At 69.6% G+C, this 15,053-nt stretch carries 15 protein-coding genes and 1 tRNA gene; 6 read left to right on the top strand and 10 right to left on the bottom strand.

The window, feature by feature from the left end; genetic code table 11:
- On the bottom strand, positions 1-1,491 hold the full coding sequence (gene glmU / locus JNB_RS16760) for a bifunctional UDP-N-acetylglucosamine diphosphorylase/glucosamine-1-phosphate N-acetyltransferase GlmU (RefSeq protein WP_009777707.1): 1,491 nt from the start codon (positions 1,489-1,491) through the stop codon (positions 1-3).
- A 147-nt stretch (positions 1,492-1,638) separates the two neighbouring features.
- On the opposite strand from glmU, the gene JNB_RS16755 reads away from it, so the two are divergent.
- Positions 1,639-2,154, top strand: a complete 516-nt coding sequence (locus tag JNB_RS16755) for a dihydrofolate reductase family protein (protein WP_009777706.1) — start codon at positions 1,639-1,641, stop codon at positions 2,152-2,154.
- Between the two features lie 15 nt (positions 2,155-2,169).
- Here JNB_RS16755 and JNB_RS16750 read toward each other — a convergent pair whose 3' ends face one another.
- Positions 2,170-3,402, bottom strand: coding sequence for an MFS transporter (locus tag JNB_RS16750; protein WP_009777705.1), 1,233 nt, complete (start codon positions 3,400-3,402; stop codon positions 2,170-2,172).
- 82 nt (positions 3,403-3,484) lie between these two features.
- Between JNB_RS16750 and JNB_RS16745 the strand changes: the two genes are divergently transcribed.
- Positions 3,485-4,363: a LysR family transcriptional regulator gene (locus tag JNB_RS16745; RefSeq protein WP_009777704.1), complete on the top strand. Its 879-nt coding sequence runs from the start codon at positions 3,485-3,487 to the stop codon at positions 4,361-4,363.
- 148 nt (positions 4,364-4,511) lie between these two features.
- On the top strand, positions 4,512-4,910 hold the full coding sequence (locus JNB_RS16740; protein WP_148232485.1) for a hypothetical protein: 399 nt from the start codon (positions 4,512-4,514) through the stop codon (positions 4,908-4,910).
- 116 nt (positions 4,911-5,026) lie between these two features.
- Here JNB_RS16740 and JNB_RS16735 read toward each other — a convergent pair.
- Positions 5,027-5,105, bottom strand: a tRNA-Gln gene (locus tag JNB_RS16735).
- A 162-nt stretch (positions 5,106-5,267) separates the two neighbouring features.
- On the opposite strand from JNB_RS16735, the gene JNB_RS16730 reads away from it, so the two are divergent.
- The gene (locus JNB_RS16730; protein WP_009777702.1) at positions 5,268-5,864 is read left to right on the top strand and encodes a TetR/AcrR family transcriptional regulator; all 597 of its coding nucleotides are present in this window, start codon (positions 5,268-5,270) and stop codon (positions 5,862-5,864) included.
- Between the two features lie 80 nt (positions 5,865-5,944).
- Here JNB_RS16730 and JNB_RS16725 read toward each other — a convergent pair whose 3' ends face one another.
- Together JNB_RS16725 and JNB_RS16720 are read right to left on the bottom strand one after the other, a co-directional pair.
- A complete protein-coding gene (locus tag JNB_RS16725) occupies positions 5,945-6,331 on the bottom strand; it encodes a glyoxalase (RefSeq protein ID WP_009777701.1) in 387 nt (128 codons plus the stop codon).
- Positions 6,331-7,146 (bottom strand): methyltransferase domain-containing protein, encoded by an 816-nt coding sequence (locus JNB_RS16720; protein WP_009777700.1) that lies wholly within the window; start codon positions 7,144-7,146, stop codon positions 6,331-6,333. Before JNB_RS16720 ends, JNB_RS16725 begins: the two co-directional genes overlap by 1 nt.
- Before the next feature lie 109 nt (positions 7,147-7,255).
- On the opposite strand from JNB_RS16720, the gene JNB_RS16715 reads away from it, so the two are divergent.
- Entirely contained in the window at positions 7,256-7,750 is a 495-nt protein-coding gene (locus JNB_RS16715) for a MarR family winged helix-turn-helix transcriptional regulator (protein ID WP_009777699.1), read from the top strand.
- A 34-nt stretch (positions 7,751-7,784) separates the two neighbouring features.
- On the opposite strand, the gene JNB_RS16710 is transcribed toward JNB_RS16715, so the two are convergent.
- From JNB_RS16710 to JNB_RS16700, 3 genes are all read right to left on the bottom strand, one after another.
- Complete coding sequence (locus tag JNB_RS16710) at positions 7,785-8,876, bottom strand: family 20 glycosylhydrolase (protein ID WP_083784516.1); 1,092 nt, start codon at positions 8,874-8,876, stop codon at positions 7,785-7,787.
- 110 nt (positions 8,877-8,986) lie between these two features.
- Positions 8,987-10,828, bottom strand: a complete 1,842-nt coding sequence (locus JNB_RS16705; RefSeq protein ID WP_009777697.1) for an ABC-F family ATP-binding cassette domain-containing protein — start codon at positions 10,826-10,828, stop codon at positions 8,987-8,989.
- On the bottom strand, positions 10,828-11,766 hold the full coding sequence (locus JNB_RS16700; protein ID WP_009777696.1) for a 4-(cytidine 5'-diphospho)-2-C-methyl-D-erythritol kinase: 939 nt from the start codon (positions 11,764-11,766) through the stop codon (positions 10,828-10,830). The genes JNB_RS16705 and JNB_RS16700 overlap by 1 nt, the downstream gene beginning before the upstream one ends.
- A 96-nt stretch (positions 11,767-11,862) precedes the next feature.
- On the opposite strand from JNB_RS16700, the gene JNB_RS16695 reads away from it, so the two are divergent.
- Positions 11,863-12,870, top strand: a complete 1,008-nt coding sequence (locus JNB_RS16695; protein WP_009777695.1) for an NAD-dependent epimerase/dehydratase family protein — start codon at positions 11,863-11,865, stop codon at positions 12,868-12,870.
- On the opposite strand, the gene rsmA is transcribed toward JNB_RS16695, so the two are convergent.
- Both rsmA and JNB_RS22045 read right to left on the bottom strand, forming a co-directional pair.
- On the bottom strand, positions 12,847-13,734 hold the full coding sequence (rsmA, locus tag JNB_RS16690; protein WP_009777694.1) for a 16S rRNA (adenine(1518)-N(6)/adenine(1519)-N(6))-dimethyltransferase RsmA: 888 nt from the start codon (positions 13,732-13,734) through the stop codon (positions 12,847-12,849). The two genes, JNB_RS16695 and rsmA, sit on opposite strands and share 24 nt — an antisense overlap.
- Positions 13,735-13,830: 96 nt before the next feature.
- Positions 13,831-14,982 carry a resuscitation-promoting factor gene (locus tag JNB_RS22045; protein ID WP_040885121.1) on the bottom strand — a complete coding sequence of 384 codons (1,152 nt, stop codon included), beginning with the start codon at positions 14,980-14,982 and terminating at the stop codon, positions 13,831-13,833.
- Positions 14,983-15,053: the final 71 nt, after the last annotated feature.

Raw genomic sequence — 15,053 nt, 5'->3', positions numbered from 1 at the left:
TCAGGCCTTCTTTTCTTGGGACTCAGTCGTCGGTTCCGGATTTTTCTCGGTATGCCGGGTGCCCGCGTCCGCGGCCGCCTGGGCTGCCGCTGCGGTCTGGGAGCCGGCGCGGGCCCGGGCGACCCAGCCGTCGACGTTCTTCTGGCGCCCGCGGGCCACGGCGATCTGGCCGGGCTCGACGTCGCCGGTGAGGGCGCTGCCCGCGGCGACGTAGGCGCCGTCGGCCACGTCGACCGGCGCGATGAGGACCGTGTCCGAGCCGATGAACGAGTGCTTGCCGATCGTCGTGTGGTGCTTGTTGACGCCGTCGTAGTTGGCGAAGATCGTGCCGGCGCCGATGTTGGCGCCATCGCCGATCGTGGCGTCGCCGGCGTAGGTCAGGTGCGGGACCTTGGCGCCGTCGCCGATCTTGGCGTTCTTGGTCTCGACGAAGCCGCCGATCTTGCCCTTGGTGCCAAGGACCGTGCCGGGGCGAAGGTAGGAGAAGGGACCGACGGTGGCCTGCGCACCGATCTGCGCGAGGTTGGCCTCGGTGCGCTTGACCTCGGCGCCCTCGCCCACCTCGGTGTCCGTGAGCGTGGTGTCGGGGCCGATGCGTGCGCCGGCGCCGACCGATGTGGCGCCGAGGAGCTGCGTGTTCGGGAGGATCGTCGCGTCGCGGCCAAGGGTGACGTCGGCGTCGATCCACGTCGTCGCGGGGTCGACGATGGTCACGCCTTCACGCATCCACTTCTCGTTGTTGCGACGGTTGAGCTCGCGGCCGAGGGCGGCGAGCTGGACGCGGTCGTTGACGCCCTCGGTCTGCCAGAGGTCATCGATGAGGTGCGCGCCGACCCGGTGGCCGCCGTCGCTGGCGATGGCGAGGACGTCGGTGAGGTACTTCTCGCCCTGCGAGTTGTCGGTCCCGACGCTGCCGAGAGCGGTGCGCAGCACGTCGACGTCGAAAGCCCAGATCCCCGAGTTGATCTCGGTGATCTCGCGCTGGTCGTCGGTCGCGTCCTTGTGCTCGACGATCCCGAGCACCGAGTCGTCGTCGGCGCGCAGGATCCGGCCGTAGCCGGTGGGGTCGGGCACTCGCGCGGTGAGGACCGTGACCGCACTGGCGGAGGTGTCATGCGCCGTGAAGAGGGCGGTGATCGTCTCGGCGGTGAGCAGTGGCGTGTCGCCGGAGGTGATGAGGACGGTGCCGCTCAGGCCTTCAGGGAGGACCATGAGACCGCACTCGGCGGCGCGTCCCGTGCCCTTGATCTCGTCCTGGTCGGCGATGACCGCGGCCTCGTCCACCTCGGTGGCATGCGCGGCGACCCGGTCGCGGTCATGGCGGACGACGACCACGACGCTCTCGGCGTGGGACCCGCGGGCGGCGACGAGAGCGTGGCCGAGGAGGCTGCGACCCCCGATCCGGTGAAGGACCTTGGGGGTGGCCGACTTCATCCGGGTTCCCTCGCCTGCGGCGAGGATGATGACAGCGGTGGGCCGAGCAGTGGTCACGAGTGGGGCTCCCGGGGTTCGTGGCGGCGTACCGCGCCACTCTACCGACGACCAGCCGGTATGCCGTCCACGCCCGTTGCGCTCCCGGCCCGCGGACCCGTCCACTCGCCACTCCTGCCTGTCGGTGGGACGTGCCATCGTGCGGGGATGGCAACGATCTACTACACCGGGTGCTCCCTCGACGGCTTCATCGCGACGCCCGACCACTCCCTCGACTGGCTGGTCTCGCGCGACATCGTCGGCGACGTCGACATGGGTTTCGACACCTTCGCGCCGCTTGTCGGTGCATGTGCGATGGGCGCATCGACGTGGCAGTGGCTCCTCGACCACGACCCTGACGGCTGGACGCCCAAGCCCACCTGGGTCTTCACCCATCGCGACTTCGCGCCGTCGGAGCAGGTCCGGTTCACGACGGCCGACGTGACCCGGGTCCACGCCGAGATGGTCGCCGTGGCGGGCGACAAGGACCTGTGGATCGTCGGGGGCGGCGACCTCGTCGGCCAGTTCCACGACGTCGGGCTGCTCGACGAGGTGTGGGTGCAGTACGCCCCCGTGACCCTTGGTGGAGGTGCGCCAGTCCTGCCCCGTCACGTCGAGCTGAACCTCGAGGAGGTCGCGCGCAACCGCGACTTCATGTGTGGCCGCTACTCCGTCGCCCGCTGACGCGACTCGCGCTCGTCAACTGGTCAGGGCGCGGCTGCGGCGCAGCACGAGGCTGAGCACGGCCACCCCGGCGAACAGCGCACCGGCGAGGACGACGACACCGGACCACCCGGCATACGCCCAGGCATGTCCCCCAGCCGTCCCGAAGACGGAAGAGCCGACGTAGTAGGCGAACAGGTAGAGCGAGGCGGCCTGTGCGCCAGCCACTCCGCCTGCGTGCGCCCGCACCGGAACCCAGCCACTGGCGACGCCGTGGAAGACGAAGAAGCCGGCCGTCATGAGGGCGGTGCCGGCGATGACGACGGCAAGCTGCCCACAGGTGGTCAGGAGCACGCCGGCGAGGGCGAGCCCTGCGCCGATCGGGACGACCGCACGGCGGCCGAAGGTGTCGGCGAGCCGTCCGGCGATCGCTGATCCGGCCGAGCCCAACGCGTACACGAGGAAGACGAGGCTCGCGGCGCCGAGACCGAGGCCGAAAGGCGCACTCGTGAGCCGGAAACCGAGCGCGTTGAAGACCGCGACGAACGCGCCGGCGCCGAGCATCCCGATCCCGTAGAGCGCGAGGAGCACCGGGTCGGACACGGCACGGCGGGCCATCCCGAGCATGGGCCGCACACCGGCCCGGCGTGCGACGAAGTGACGCGATGCCGGCAGCGCGAACCAGACGGTGACGGCACACAGGAGGCCCAGCAGCGCGGCGGCCGTGAGCGCCCAACGCCACCCCCACGCCTCCGCAACGGCGCCAGTGGCCAGGCGGCCGGTCATGCCGCCGATGGCGGTTCCGCCGATGTAGAGACCGGCGGCGCGCGCCTGCGCACCACGATGCAGTTCCTCACGCAGGTATGCCGTGGCGACCGCCGGGAGTCCGGCGATCGTCACGCCGAGGGCAAGCCGCAGCCCGAGGAAGGTGGGCCATGTGGGCGCCAGCGCGGACGCCGCAGCAACGACCACGGAGGCGATGAGGCTGGCGTGGATGAGGCGGGTGCGGCCGATGCGATCGGACAGGGGTCCGGCGACGAGGAGGGTGAGTCCGAGCGCGATGGTGGTGAGCGAGAGCGAGAGGGTGCTCTGCGCCGACGAGACGCCGAAGTCGGTGGCGAGCTCGGGCAGCAGGGCCTGGGTGCTGTAGATGAGGGCGAAGGTGGCGACGCCGGCGGCGAAAAGCGCGAGGACCACGCGACGGTAGCCCGACGTGCCGGGACGGTGGCCCGGCTCGACGATCGCCGGGATCTGCGTTGCGCTCTTCATCTCTCGAGGTTGACGTGACGGGCATGGATACGTCCAATGACGTTCATGGCAAATCCGCATACGTCTGGCGCATGATGGATTGATGCAGCTGCGCGATCTCGAATGGCTGGTGGCCCTGGCAGAGCACCGTCACGTCACTGACACCGCGGCCGTGCTCGGAGTGAGCCAGCCGACGCTCTCTCGTGCGCTCGCTCGGATCGAGGCCGACCTGGGGGCTCGGCTCTTCGAGCGGGTGCCGACGGGGGTGGTGCTCACGCCGCACGGGGAACTGGTGGTCACGGCGGCGCGAGACCTCACGGCCCGACATGACCAGTTGCGGGCCGACCTGGCCGGGCGTCTCGATCCGGACAGCGGAACCGTCCGGCTGGCCTTCCTCGACTCGATGTCGACGTCGCTCGTGCCGCGGGTGTTGCGCGAGTTCCACGCGCACGCACCGGCAGTCCGGGTCCTCCTCACCCAGGAGCCGCACCACGACATCACCCGCGACCTCGACTCGGGTGCCGTCGAGCTGGCCATCACGTCGTGGCTGCCTCCCGGGCCCTTCGGCTGGGTGCCCCTGCAGGAGGAGCGGCTCGTCCTCGTCGTTCCCCCGAACCATCGCTGGAAGGCGCGGCGTCGGATCTCGCTCGAGGCACTGGCCGACGAGGACCTCGTGACCACACCCCACGGGTTCGGCTACCGAACCCTCATCGATGACCTCCTGGCATCGGCCGGCGTCCGACCGAACGTGTCGTTCGAGAGCGCCGACCTCGCGACGATCGAGGGCCTCGTGTCGGCCGGACTCGGGGTCGCGGTCCTGCCCGCGCAGTTCGCCGGACACACGGGCACGATCGGCATCCCACTGGCCTCGTCCGCGGCCCGTCGGACCATCGGCCTCACCTGGCGCAGCGACCGCGACCTCGCTCCACCGGCTGCCCGATTCGTCGCCTTCGTGGGCACCACAACGGGCAATATCGGGTAGCAGAGTCGGATCGCCGCAGGTCGCAGACCTGCGCCCGGCGGGATGTCCGAGGCAGTTGACAGCCTCACCGAAGGACGCCCTAACCTAAGCCCGAGCAAGGGGATTGCGGTGGTCGACGGAGACTGCTGCGACTGTCGAGGAGCCTGAAGTGAACACAGCACGGCCACGGGTGCGGGTGCACATCGTCGCGATTGACGACGACCATCGGATGCTGCTCGACCGACGGCACGGCACGCTGACCTGGACGCTGCCGTGGGCCTATCTGCGGATCGGCGAGGATCCCGGCCGCGTGGCCCGCGGTCTCGTGCACGACACCGGAGCCTCACCCTCGATGGCGCGCGTGCACGGCGTGGAGAGCGCCATGGAGCATGGCGACCACTTCCTCGACATCGTCTATCGCTGCAGCGCCGAACGGGTCTGGAAGAACTCACCTGTCTCGTCGAGCTCGCTGTGGTGGAGCCTCGACGAGATCACGTCCATGGAGCTGGCGTCGCGCACCAAGAGCGCTCTCGTCACGGCCTGGCCGCAGGTCTGGCCCCAGGTGTGACCGCCGCCCCACCGCCGCGGGCGCCGAGATGACCAGGTCCTGATGGGGCGATCATCTCTGCGTGATCGCGCCGCCAAGGACTGGACTTCTCGCCGGGCCTCTGCGTGCCAACTGCGCTCCCCGGGTAGGAGTCGAACCTACGTCGCTAGTCCTGATTCAAAGTCAGGCGGGCCCTGCCGGCAGACCAACCGGGGAACGATGCGCGTCAGGCGTGCTCACGGCATACGTCGCAAAGGGTAGTTGACGCGTGCGCGACCTCACGAACGGTCTCGTCAGCGGGGAGGCGCGACGGAGGGCACAATGGCGCAGGTGAGTCGAGACGAGGCAACAGCCAAGGTGCGCACTCCGCGGGGGCGGATGACGGGGGCGCAACGTCGCGAGCAGCTCGTGGGGATCGGGCGCCAGATCTTCGCCAAGCGGGGCTACGAAGCGACGACGGTCGAAGAGATCGCCAGCGCGGCGGGTGTCTCCAAACCCGTTGTCTACGAACACTTCGGTGGCAAGGAGGGCCTGTATGCCGTCGTGGTCGACCGTGAGATCCAGTCCCTTCTCGGGGGAATCGCTCAGGCGCTGAGTTCCGGCGGAGGGTCGCGGGCGCTGCTCGAGCGCGCCGCGACGGCGCTGCTCGACTACATCGAGGGGTCGACGGACGGGTTCCGAATCCTCGTGCGCGACTCGCCGCCGGGACAACAGACCGGAAACTTTGCGTCGCTCATGTCCGACGTGGCCTCCCAGGTCGAGCACCTGCTCGCGGCCCAGTTCACGAATCGCGGGCTGGACCCGAAGCAGGCGCCGATGTATGCGCAGATGCTTGTCGGCATGGTCGCGCTCACGGGTCAGTGGTGGCTCGAGAACCCCAAGGCCAAGAAGCGCGACGTCGCGGCGGCTCTGGTCAACCTGGCGTGGAACGGCCTCACCGGCCTCGAGGCAAAGCCCGAAATCACCCACCTCTGAGCACGACCCGCTTCGTCTTCGTGCCCCGCACGGACAAGCGGAGCGCAGCGACGAGCGTCCGTGCGGGGCACGAAGTCGGGTCAGACGATGAAGTCGAGCTTCGGGCCGCGCACCAGCTGGAACTCGACCCGGTTGCCCACCGGGTCGTCGGTGTGAAAGCGCCGAACGCCGGGGATGGCGTTGTCCCAGCGCACCTCTCCCCCGACACCCGCGATGGCAGCGGCGAGGCCGTCGACATCGTCAGTGGCCAGACACGGGTGCGCCTTGAGGGCGGGAGCGAAACCGTTCTCGACACCGCAGTGCAGCTGCTGCTCACCAGCGGCGAACCACACGCCACCTCGAGCAGCAAGGGCCGGCGGCTTGGGGATCTCGGGCATCCCGCACACCACCCCGTAGAAATGACGGAGCAGGTCCTCCGTGCCTGCGGGACAGGCGATCTGGATGTGATGGATGCCGATGACGGTCATCAGCTGGCGTCGTTCTTCTGGGCGATGGCGAACACGCGCCGGAACGGGAACAGGACACCGACCTCGCTGCGCGGATAGGCCTCACGCAGGGCGGCGGCATACGGCTCGGTGAAAGCGTCACGCTCCTCGCCCTCGGGAAGGATGTCGAGAACCGGGCGCAGACCAGTGGCGCTCACCCAGTCGAGCACGGGGTCCTCGGACTCTCCTTCGGGGTCGAGGATGTGTGAGTAGACCGTCTCCCACGCATCGACCGTGGCACCCAGCCGGCTGAGGAACGTGAGGTAGGTCTTGGGCTCCCCCACCGCCGGCAGGTCGAGCGCAGCGAGCAGCTCGTTGGCGCGGGCGTGGGTGGCCGCTGTCTCACGCATGAGGGCATGGCTCGGGGCGTCGAAGTTGTTGGGAACCTGGATCGCGAGCCAACCACCGGGAGCCAGCGCATCCATCCACGTCGGCAACAGGTTGAGGTGACCCGGGACCCACTGGAGGGTCGAGTTCGTGATGATGACGTCGGGCGCCTGGCCGAGCGACGCGGGGTCCCAGTCCTTGAGGTCGGCCTGAACCCACTCCACGCGGTTGCCGGTGTCCATGGCCCGCGCCGCCTCGAGCATCGACTCGGACTCGTCGACGCCGACGATGCGGGCGTTGGGCCACAGCTCACCGAGGGTCAAGGTGGCGGGCCCGTGGCCGCAACCGAGGTCGACGACGAGTGCGGGTTCGTCGGACCGGATCTGCGCGACGAGGTCGGCGAACGGACGGCTCCGCTGCTCACCGAATCGTGAGTATGCCGCGGGGTCCCAGCTCGGCTGTGTGCGCATCGTTGCTTCCTCCTGCAGGTCATGAATGATCCGTCGGCCCGTCCTCCTGGCTACCCTCCCCACAATTTCTCTTGATATCAAGATACTTGACGGGAGTACAGTCGCCCTCATGCCCGAGGATGATGTCGACCGTATCGTCTCAGCCTGGCGGCGTGAGCGTCCTGAACTCGACGTCACTCCGCTCGAGATCCTCAGCCGGGTCTCACGGCTGGCCCGCCGCCTCGACCTCGCCCGCGGAACGGCCTTCGCCGAGCACGGTCTCGACGGCTGGGAGTTCGACGTCCTCTCGGCCCTGCGCCGCGCGGGAGCGCCCTACGAACTCTCCCCCGGGCAGCTCATCGCAGAGACGCTCGTGACGAGCGGGACCATGACCAACCGGGTCGACCGCCTCCTCACCCGAGGCTTCGTCGAGCGCCACCCGGACCCGCGCGACCGTCGAGGAGTCATCGTCCGGCTCACGGCCGACGGCATGCAGACCGTCGATGGCGCCCTCGATGACCTGCTCGCGCACGAACGCGACCTGCTGGCCGAGCTCCCCAAGGGCGAGCGCACGGCACTGGCCCGCCACCTGCGGGTCCTGCTCGCCCCGTTCGAGACGAGCTGAACGGTTCACTCGGCCGCAGTCGTGGTCGGGCAGCTCAGATCGCGCGAACCTTCGACGCGAACGCGCTGTAGATGGGCGAGCCGCGGCTGATGATCGTGGCCTCCGAGAGTGAAGCACTCTCCTCACCCCAGATCGAGAAGCAGGCACCGCGCAACTTGGTGTTGGTCTCACTCATGGCGCGGTCCGCTCCCCAGTAGCCCAGCGTCCACCAGTCCCGCAGGGCGTCGCACATCCACTGCCGGTCGCCAACCGTCTCGTAGGTGCGAGGGACCCAGTAGAGGTAGTAGCCGTTGTAGTTGTGGATGGTGAAGCCCGCACTCGCCACCGCGGGCATCGTCAGCCGCGTGCCCGCAGCTCCCCAGTCGTCGTAGTCCCAGTAGGCCACCGTGATCGAGCGGCTGAGCAGCGCCGCCGACTCGGGGATGATCGAGTCGTTCCACACCGTCGAGGTCACGTTGTTCTTCGTCCTGAGGGCCGCAGCGAGGGCGCTCACCCCCGTGGCCCACGCCTTCTTCTCAACCGCTGATCCGGCGAACTCGTCCCCGCCCAGGTGGACCCGCGTGGCTGTCGGGTGCATCGCCAGCACCTCGGCCCACAGCTCGCGGACGAAGGCCCAGGCGGTCGAGCTGTGGACCTCGATCTCCTTCGGCGCGTAGTTGGAGAAGACCTGCGACGTCGGGAACCTCGCGATCGGGGTGAGATCCATGAGACGGCGTATGCCGCCCGCATGCCCTGGCGTGTCGATCTCGATCATGACGTCGACCCGACGAGTGGCGGCATACGCGATCACGGAGGCGAGCTGGGCTCGGCTGAGGAAACCTTTCCCGGTGCGCGGGTTGGTGTACTTCGTCCCCACCAGTTGCGCCTTGGCCACGGTCTGCCCCAGCAGCGCTGACTCGAGACCGTAGGCCTGGTCGTCGGACGCATGCAGGTGAAGGGAGTTCCCGCCCTTGTCCGCCACGAGCTTGATGAGGGTGATGATCGACGCCGGCGACCAGTAGCGGCGGGCGATGTCGAGGTTGAGACCCACGCGGTCGATGGTTCGCACGGCAGCCTCAGCCGTTCCGGCCCCGAGCATCGAGCCCGCGCCAATTCCCGCTGCCAACAACACTGTTCGCCGTTTCATCCGGACCTCTGACTTCTGCTTGAGGGGCCCCTGCTGGGGCCCGCAACACAGAAGCGATGGGCCTTGGCGTCAAGGTAGCAGCGCGCCAGCGATCCCGCTCGTTGGACAGATCAGGGCTCGAGGGTGTCCGCGGCTTCGAGCCACTCGAGCTCCAGGACTTCGCGCTCGTCCACGACGTCGCGCAGCTCCTGGTTGAGCTCGAGGACCTTCGCGTGGTCCGCCACGTGCTCGGCCATCGCCGCGTGGATCTTCTCCTCGCGAGTCGCAAGTTTCGACAGCTGCTTCTCGACGCGGGACATGACCTTGCGCGCCTCGCGCTGCTCGGCCGGGCTCGCGGATGAGACCGGCTGCGCCACAGCGGATGTCGACGCAGCCGACGACGAAGGTGACGCACCCGCAGCAGTCGGCATCGCGGCATACGTGGGGATGACGGTGGCACGCAGCCTGAGGTACTCCTCGACGCCACCCGGCAGCTGACGCACGTGACCGTCACCCAACAACGCGACCTGCTGGTCGGCGACGCGCTCCAGCAGGTAGCGGTCGTGCGAGACGACGAGCAGCGTCCCGGCCCAGCCGTCGAGGACATCCTCGAGGGCGGTCAGCGTCTCGATGTCGAGGTCGTTGGTGGGCTCGTCGAGCAGCAGGACGTTGGGTTCGTCCATGAGGATGCGCAGCACCTGGAGCCGGCGGCGCTCCCCACCGGACAGGTCGCCGACGCGCGTCTGCTGGCGCGGCCCCGGGAACCCGAGGCGCTTGGCCAACGAGGACGCCGTGACCTCCTTGCCGCCGAGGATCGTGACCTTGCGGACCTCTTCGACAGCGTCGATGACCCGGGCGTTGCTGAGGCGATCGAGCTCGCGCACGTCCTGGGTCAGGTGACCGATGCGGACGGTGATGCCTTCCTTGCGCTTGCCCGCCGTCAGCGGGATCTCGCCGGCGAGGGCGCGCAGCAGCGTCGACTTGCCGGAGCCGTTGACCCCGACGATGCCGATGCGAGCACCCGGAGCGAGGTGCCAGGTGAGCTTCTCGAGCAGGGTGCGTTCGCCGAGGGACACCGAGGCGTCGAGGAGGTCGATGACGTCCTTGCCGAGCCGGCTCGTCGCGAAGGCCATGAGCTCGACGTCGTTGCGGGGCGCCGGTTCGTCCTCGATGAGGGCGTTGGCGGCGTCGATGCGGAATTTCGGCTTCGTCGTGCGCGCTGGCGGGCCGCGCCGCAGCCAGGCGAGCTCCTTGCGGAGCAGGTTGTTGCGGCGCTCTGCGGTGACCTTGGCCATCCGCTCGCGCTCCGCCTTGGCCAGCACGTAGGCCGCGTAGCCGCCGTCGAAGCCGTTCACCTGGCCGTCGACGACCTCCCACGTGCGGGTGGCGACCGCGTCGAGGAACCACCGGTCGTGGGTGATGGCGACGAGCGCGTTGTCGGGGCGGGACCGGTAGTTGACGAGGTGATCGGCCAGCCAGGCGACACCTTCGACGTCGAGGTGGTTGGTCGGTTCGTCGAGGAGCAGGACATCGGGATCCTCGACGAGCAGCTTGGCCAGGGCAAGGCGACGACGCTCGCCACCGGACTTGCCTGCGACGGTCGACTCGAGGCCGCCGAGCGCTGGGGCGTCCAGGCCGCCGAGCAGACCGGTGAGGACGTCGCGGATGCGCGAGTCACCCGCCCAGACGTACTCCTCGAGATCGCCGAGGACCACCTCGCGCACCGTGGCCGTGGGGTCGAGCGTGTCGTCCTGGGTCAGCACACCGACGGTGCCGCCGCCGAGGCGAGCAACCCGTCCGCTGTCCACGGCGAGCTCTCCCGCAATGACTCGCAGCAGCGTCGTCTTGCCACCACCGTTGCGTCCGACGATCCCGATGAGGTCGCCACCGGAGACACCGAGGGAGACGCCGTCGAGCACCTGGGCGGTGCCGAGCGCGAGGGCAGCGCGCTCGACCGAGATGAGGACGGCCACTAGTCGACCCGGGCCGGGATGACGTGGGCGCCGTGGACGGGCCCGATCGCCTTGCGCACTTCACGGGCGGCGCCGGTGGCGGTGAGGGCCACGGTGAGGTCGATGGCCGACTCGACGTCCTCGACGAGGAACGCCACCGTCGGCCCCGACCCGGACACGACGCCACCGAGGGCACCGAACTCCATGCCACTGGCGAGGAGCTCGCCGAGCTCGGGGCGCAACGAGATCGCGGCGTCCTGCAGGTCGTTGGTGAGCTGCGGCGCGAGGATGTGCGGGTCACCAGAGCGCAGGGCGATCATGAGCTGAGAATTGGGCTCAGGTGAGGCGTCCGCTGGTTTGGACTTGCCGCGCAGTCGATCGCACTCGGCATAGACATCGGGCGTCGAGAGGCCGATGTCGCTGATCGCGAAGACCCAGTGATAGCTCCCCCGGGCCAGGACCGGAGCCAGCCGCTCGCCGCGCCCGCTCCCCACAGCCGTGCCACCACGGATCAGGAACGGGACGTCGGAACCCAGCTCGGCGGCATACTCCTCGAGCTCTTCGGTCGACAGACCGAGCGACCAGAGACGGTCGCAGGCGACGAGGGTCGCGGCGGCGTCGGCCGAACCGCCGGCCATGCCGCCGGCGACGGGGATCGACTTGGCGATGGAGATGTGGACGGGTGTCTCGACACCGGTCTCCTCGGCGAGGAGACGGGCGGCGCGCAGTGCGAGGTTGCTCGCGTCGGTCGGCACGATGTCGGCGTAGGGGCCCGAGACCGAGCAGCTCCACTCGTCATCGAGGGCGACCGTGACGTCGTCGTGGAGGTTCACGGCCTGGTAGACCGTCGACAGCGTGTGGAAGCCGTCATCGCGCAGGGGGCCGACCAGAAGCTCGAGGTTGACCTTGGCGGGGACACGCACCGTGACAGGTGAGGGGTCCGAGTGGGCCGAGGTCATGTCGCCCACCCTAGTCATGGGGTGGGCGTGCTCTGACATCCACGCTCTCAGCGAACACGCTCGCGCCCGCGCGGTCGGCCGCGGTCCACTGGTCGCATGCAACTTCTCGTGCTCGGTGGGACAGCGATGCTCGGACGTGCGGTGGCCACCCGGGCGGTGACCGACGGCCATGAGGTGACCTGTCTGGCGCGCGGCGTCGCGGGCGACGTGCCGGGTGGAGTGCGGTGGGTTCGGGGCGACCGGGACCATCCCGACGGGCTCGCCGAGGTGGCTGGCGCCGGTGAGCGTTGGGACGCCGTCGTGGACGTGTCGCGCCAGCCCGGGCAGGTCCGCCGTGCCGTGGCCGAGCTCGCACCGGTCGCCGATCACTTCGTGTTCGTCTCGACAGGCAATGTGTATGCCGACCACTCGCGTCTCGCGTCCGACGAGTCCGTTCCGCTGTTGTCGCCGTTGGACGGCGACGTCATGAGCGACATGAGCGTCTATGGCGAGGCCAAGGTGGCGTGCGAGGCGGCGGTGCTCGCGGGGTTCGGCGCGGAGCGGGTGCTCATCGCGCGGGCCGGCCTCATCGGTGGGCCCGGCGACGCTTCGGGGCGTTCGGGGTGGTGGCCGTGGCGCTTCGCCCATCCCGTGGGGGCTGGCGGGGCCGTGCTGGCTCCCGAGGACCCGACCCTGCCGATGGCGATCATCGACGTGCGCGACCTGGCCACCTGGCTCGTGCGCTGCGCCGACTCACGGACGGCCGGGGTGTTCGACGCGGTGGGTTCGCCCGACACTTTGGGTGGGCTGCTCTCGACGGCGCGTGAGGTCGCGGGGCACCGGGGGCCGGTCGTCGCCGCTCCGGCTCCATGGCTCGCCGAGCACGGCGTGCAGGAGTGGATGGGCGAGGACAGCCTGCCGCTGTGGATCTCGGACCCGGAGTGGCGCGGCTTCAGTTCTCACACCGGTGAGGCCGCCCGCGCGGCCGGCCTCACCAACCGGCCGGTGGCGGACACGATGCGTGACGCCGCGGCATACGAAGAAGGCCGTGAGGCGACCGACCCACGACGGTGCGGTCTGAGCGACGAGACCGAGCGAGAGCTACTCGGCCTGCTCGGCCACTGACGGCGCCGCGAGGTTGGCCCGGTGGGCACTCGCGATCGCCGCGAACTGGTGGACGTCGAGCTGCTCGCCACGCGTGCGCGGGTCGATGCCAGCGGCGACGAGCGCGGCCTCGGCGGCTGACGGCGAGCCGGCCCAGGTCGCCAACGCGGCGCGAAGGGTCTTGCGGCGCTGCGCGAAGGCGGCATCGATGCACGCGAAGACCTGCTCGCGGGAGGCATCGGTCGTCGGCTGCTCCCGCCGGACGAGCTTGACGAGGCCGGAGTCGACGTTGGGCACGGGCCAGAAGACCGACCGACTGACGTTGCCGGCCAGCGTGACCTCGGCGTACCACGCGGCCTTGACGCTCGGCACGCCATAGATCTTGGAGCCCGGCTTGGCCGCGAGCCGCTCGGCGACCTCGAGCTGCACCATCACGAGGATGCGCTCGAGGCTCGCGAAGCGCTCGAGGAAGTTGAGGACTACGGGGACCGAGATGTTGTAGGGCAGATTCGCGACGAGAGCGGTCGGCGCGTCACCGGGGAGCTCCTCGATGCGCAGGGCGTCGGCGTGGACGACGGTGAGCCGCTCCACGACGCCGGGAGCCACCGTCTCGACGGTCTCGGGCAGGGCGCCCGCCAGGATCGGGTCGACCTCGACGACGGTGACGTGACGCACGACCGGTAGCAGGGCGAGGGTCAGGGAGCCCAGGCCTGGTCCGATCTCCACGACGACGTCGTCGGGGCCGACACCGGCCACGCGCACGATGCGCTGCACCGTGTTGGCGTCGATGACGAAGTTCTGGCCCCAGGACTTCGTGGGCCGGATGCCGAAGCGGGCCGCGAGCTCGCGGATCTGGGCGGCCCCGAGGAGCCCTGACGTCGACATGGCCGCCACCCTATTGCCCCGGACGGACCCGCAGATGCACCGAGGCCGTGCGCCCCACCGAAGTGGGAGGCACGGCCTCGGAGGTGTCTGTCAGCGTCAGGCTGCGTGTGCGCAACCCCACGGCTGGAGGCCACGGTCCGCGTAGACGCGGTTCGCGACGGTGATCTGCTCGGCGCGCGAGGCAAGGTCGGGGCGCGAGGCGAAGTCGCCACCGCCAGCACCACGCCAGGTCTGCAGGTCGAACTGCAGGCCGCCGTAGTAGCCGTTGCCGGTGTTGATCGACCAGTTGCCACTGGACTCGCACTCAGCGATGCGGTCCCACATGGCGGCGTTGGACAGGTTGATGCCTGCACCCGAGGTGTTGCCGGCGGACGGGGCCGGGGCCGACGCCGTCGGCTTCGGGGCGGCCGGCTTGGGCTTGGTGCCGATTGCGACGACCTGGGCGACCGGCTGGCTCGTGGTGCTGCTCGAGAGAACCTTGGTGCCCTTGAGGACGCCGTCAAGGTAGGTGAGGCGCAGGACGAGGGCGCGTGCGCCTGCCTTGCCCGCGGTCAGGACCTTCTTCTGACCCTCGAGGAGGGTCGCGTCCTTCTTGGTGACCGTCCCGAAGGCGACGGACTCGCTCTTGGCGGAGCTCTTGACGTCCACCTTGGTGACGGCAACGGCGAGGCCGCGCGTCAGGGTGGCCGTGCGTGCCGGGGCGACGAGGTCGTCACGGTCGACGGCAACACCCGCGGTGGAGAGCGCCTCGCCAACGGTGGCGGCGTCTGTCGTGAAGGTCTGGGTCTTGCCGCCGAGCTTGACCGAGAACGCCTTGGGGGTCGACACGGTGAGCGCCAGGCCCTGACGGCCGAGTGCCTGCGAGCGGGAGGCCGAGAGCTTGGCGTCACTGCCGGCGCGGATGTTGAGATCGCGCAGCGCGGCATCGACGGTCGTGGCCGTCGTCCAGTACTCCTTCGCAACACCGTCGATGGTCACGGTGAGCTTGCGCCCGTAACGCACCGAGATGGTGTCGCCGTCCTCGAGGGACGAGCCGATGGAAGGGACGACCTGGTCGTGCTCGCCGACCTTGATGCCCTTCTTGGCGAGGGCATCGCCCACGGTCGAGCCGAAGACGTGCAGCGACGAGGACTGGCCGTCGACGGACAGCGCGACAGCCTTGTCGAGGTGGGCAACGCCGAAGGATCCGGCGGCCACCGTGAGTGCCGCAGCACCTTGGGCAGCGAAACGCAGGGGACGAGAAATCAAGAGTGCTCCGATGATCGAACTCTCCGGACACCAGGTCGGGCGACAGCCCACAGGGGAGGGCCGCGGGGCTC

The sequence above is a fragment of the Janibacter sp. HTCC2649 genome (genome assembly GCF_000152705.1).
GTDB lineage: Bacteria > Actinomycetota > Actinomycetes > Actinomycetales > Dermatophilaceae > Knoellia.
The sequence above is the reverse complement of the archived record's forward strand: the minus strand, read 5'-3'. Positions and strand labels throughout refer to the sequence as shown.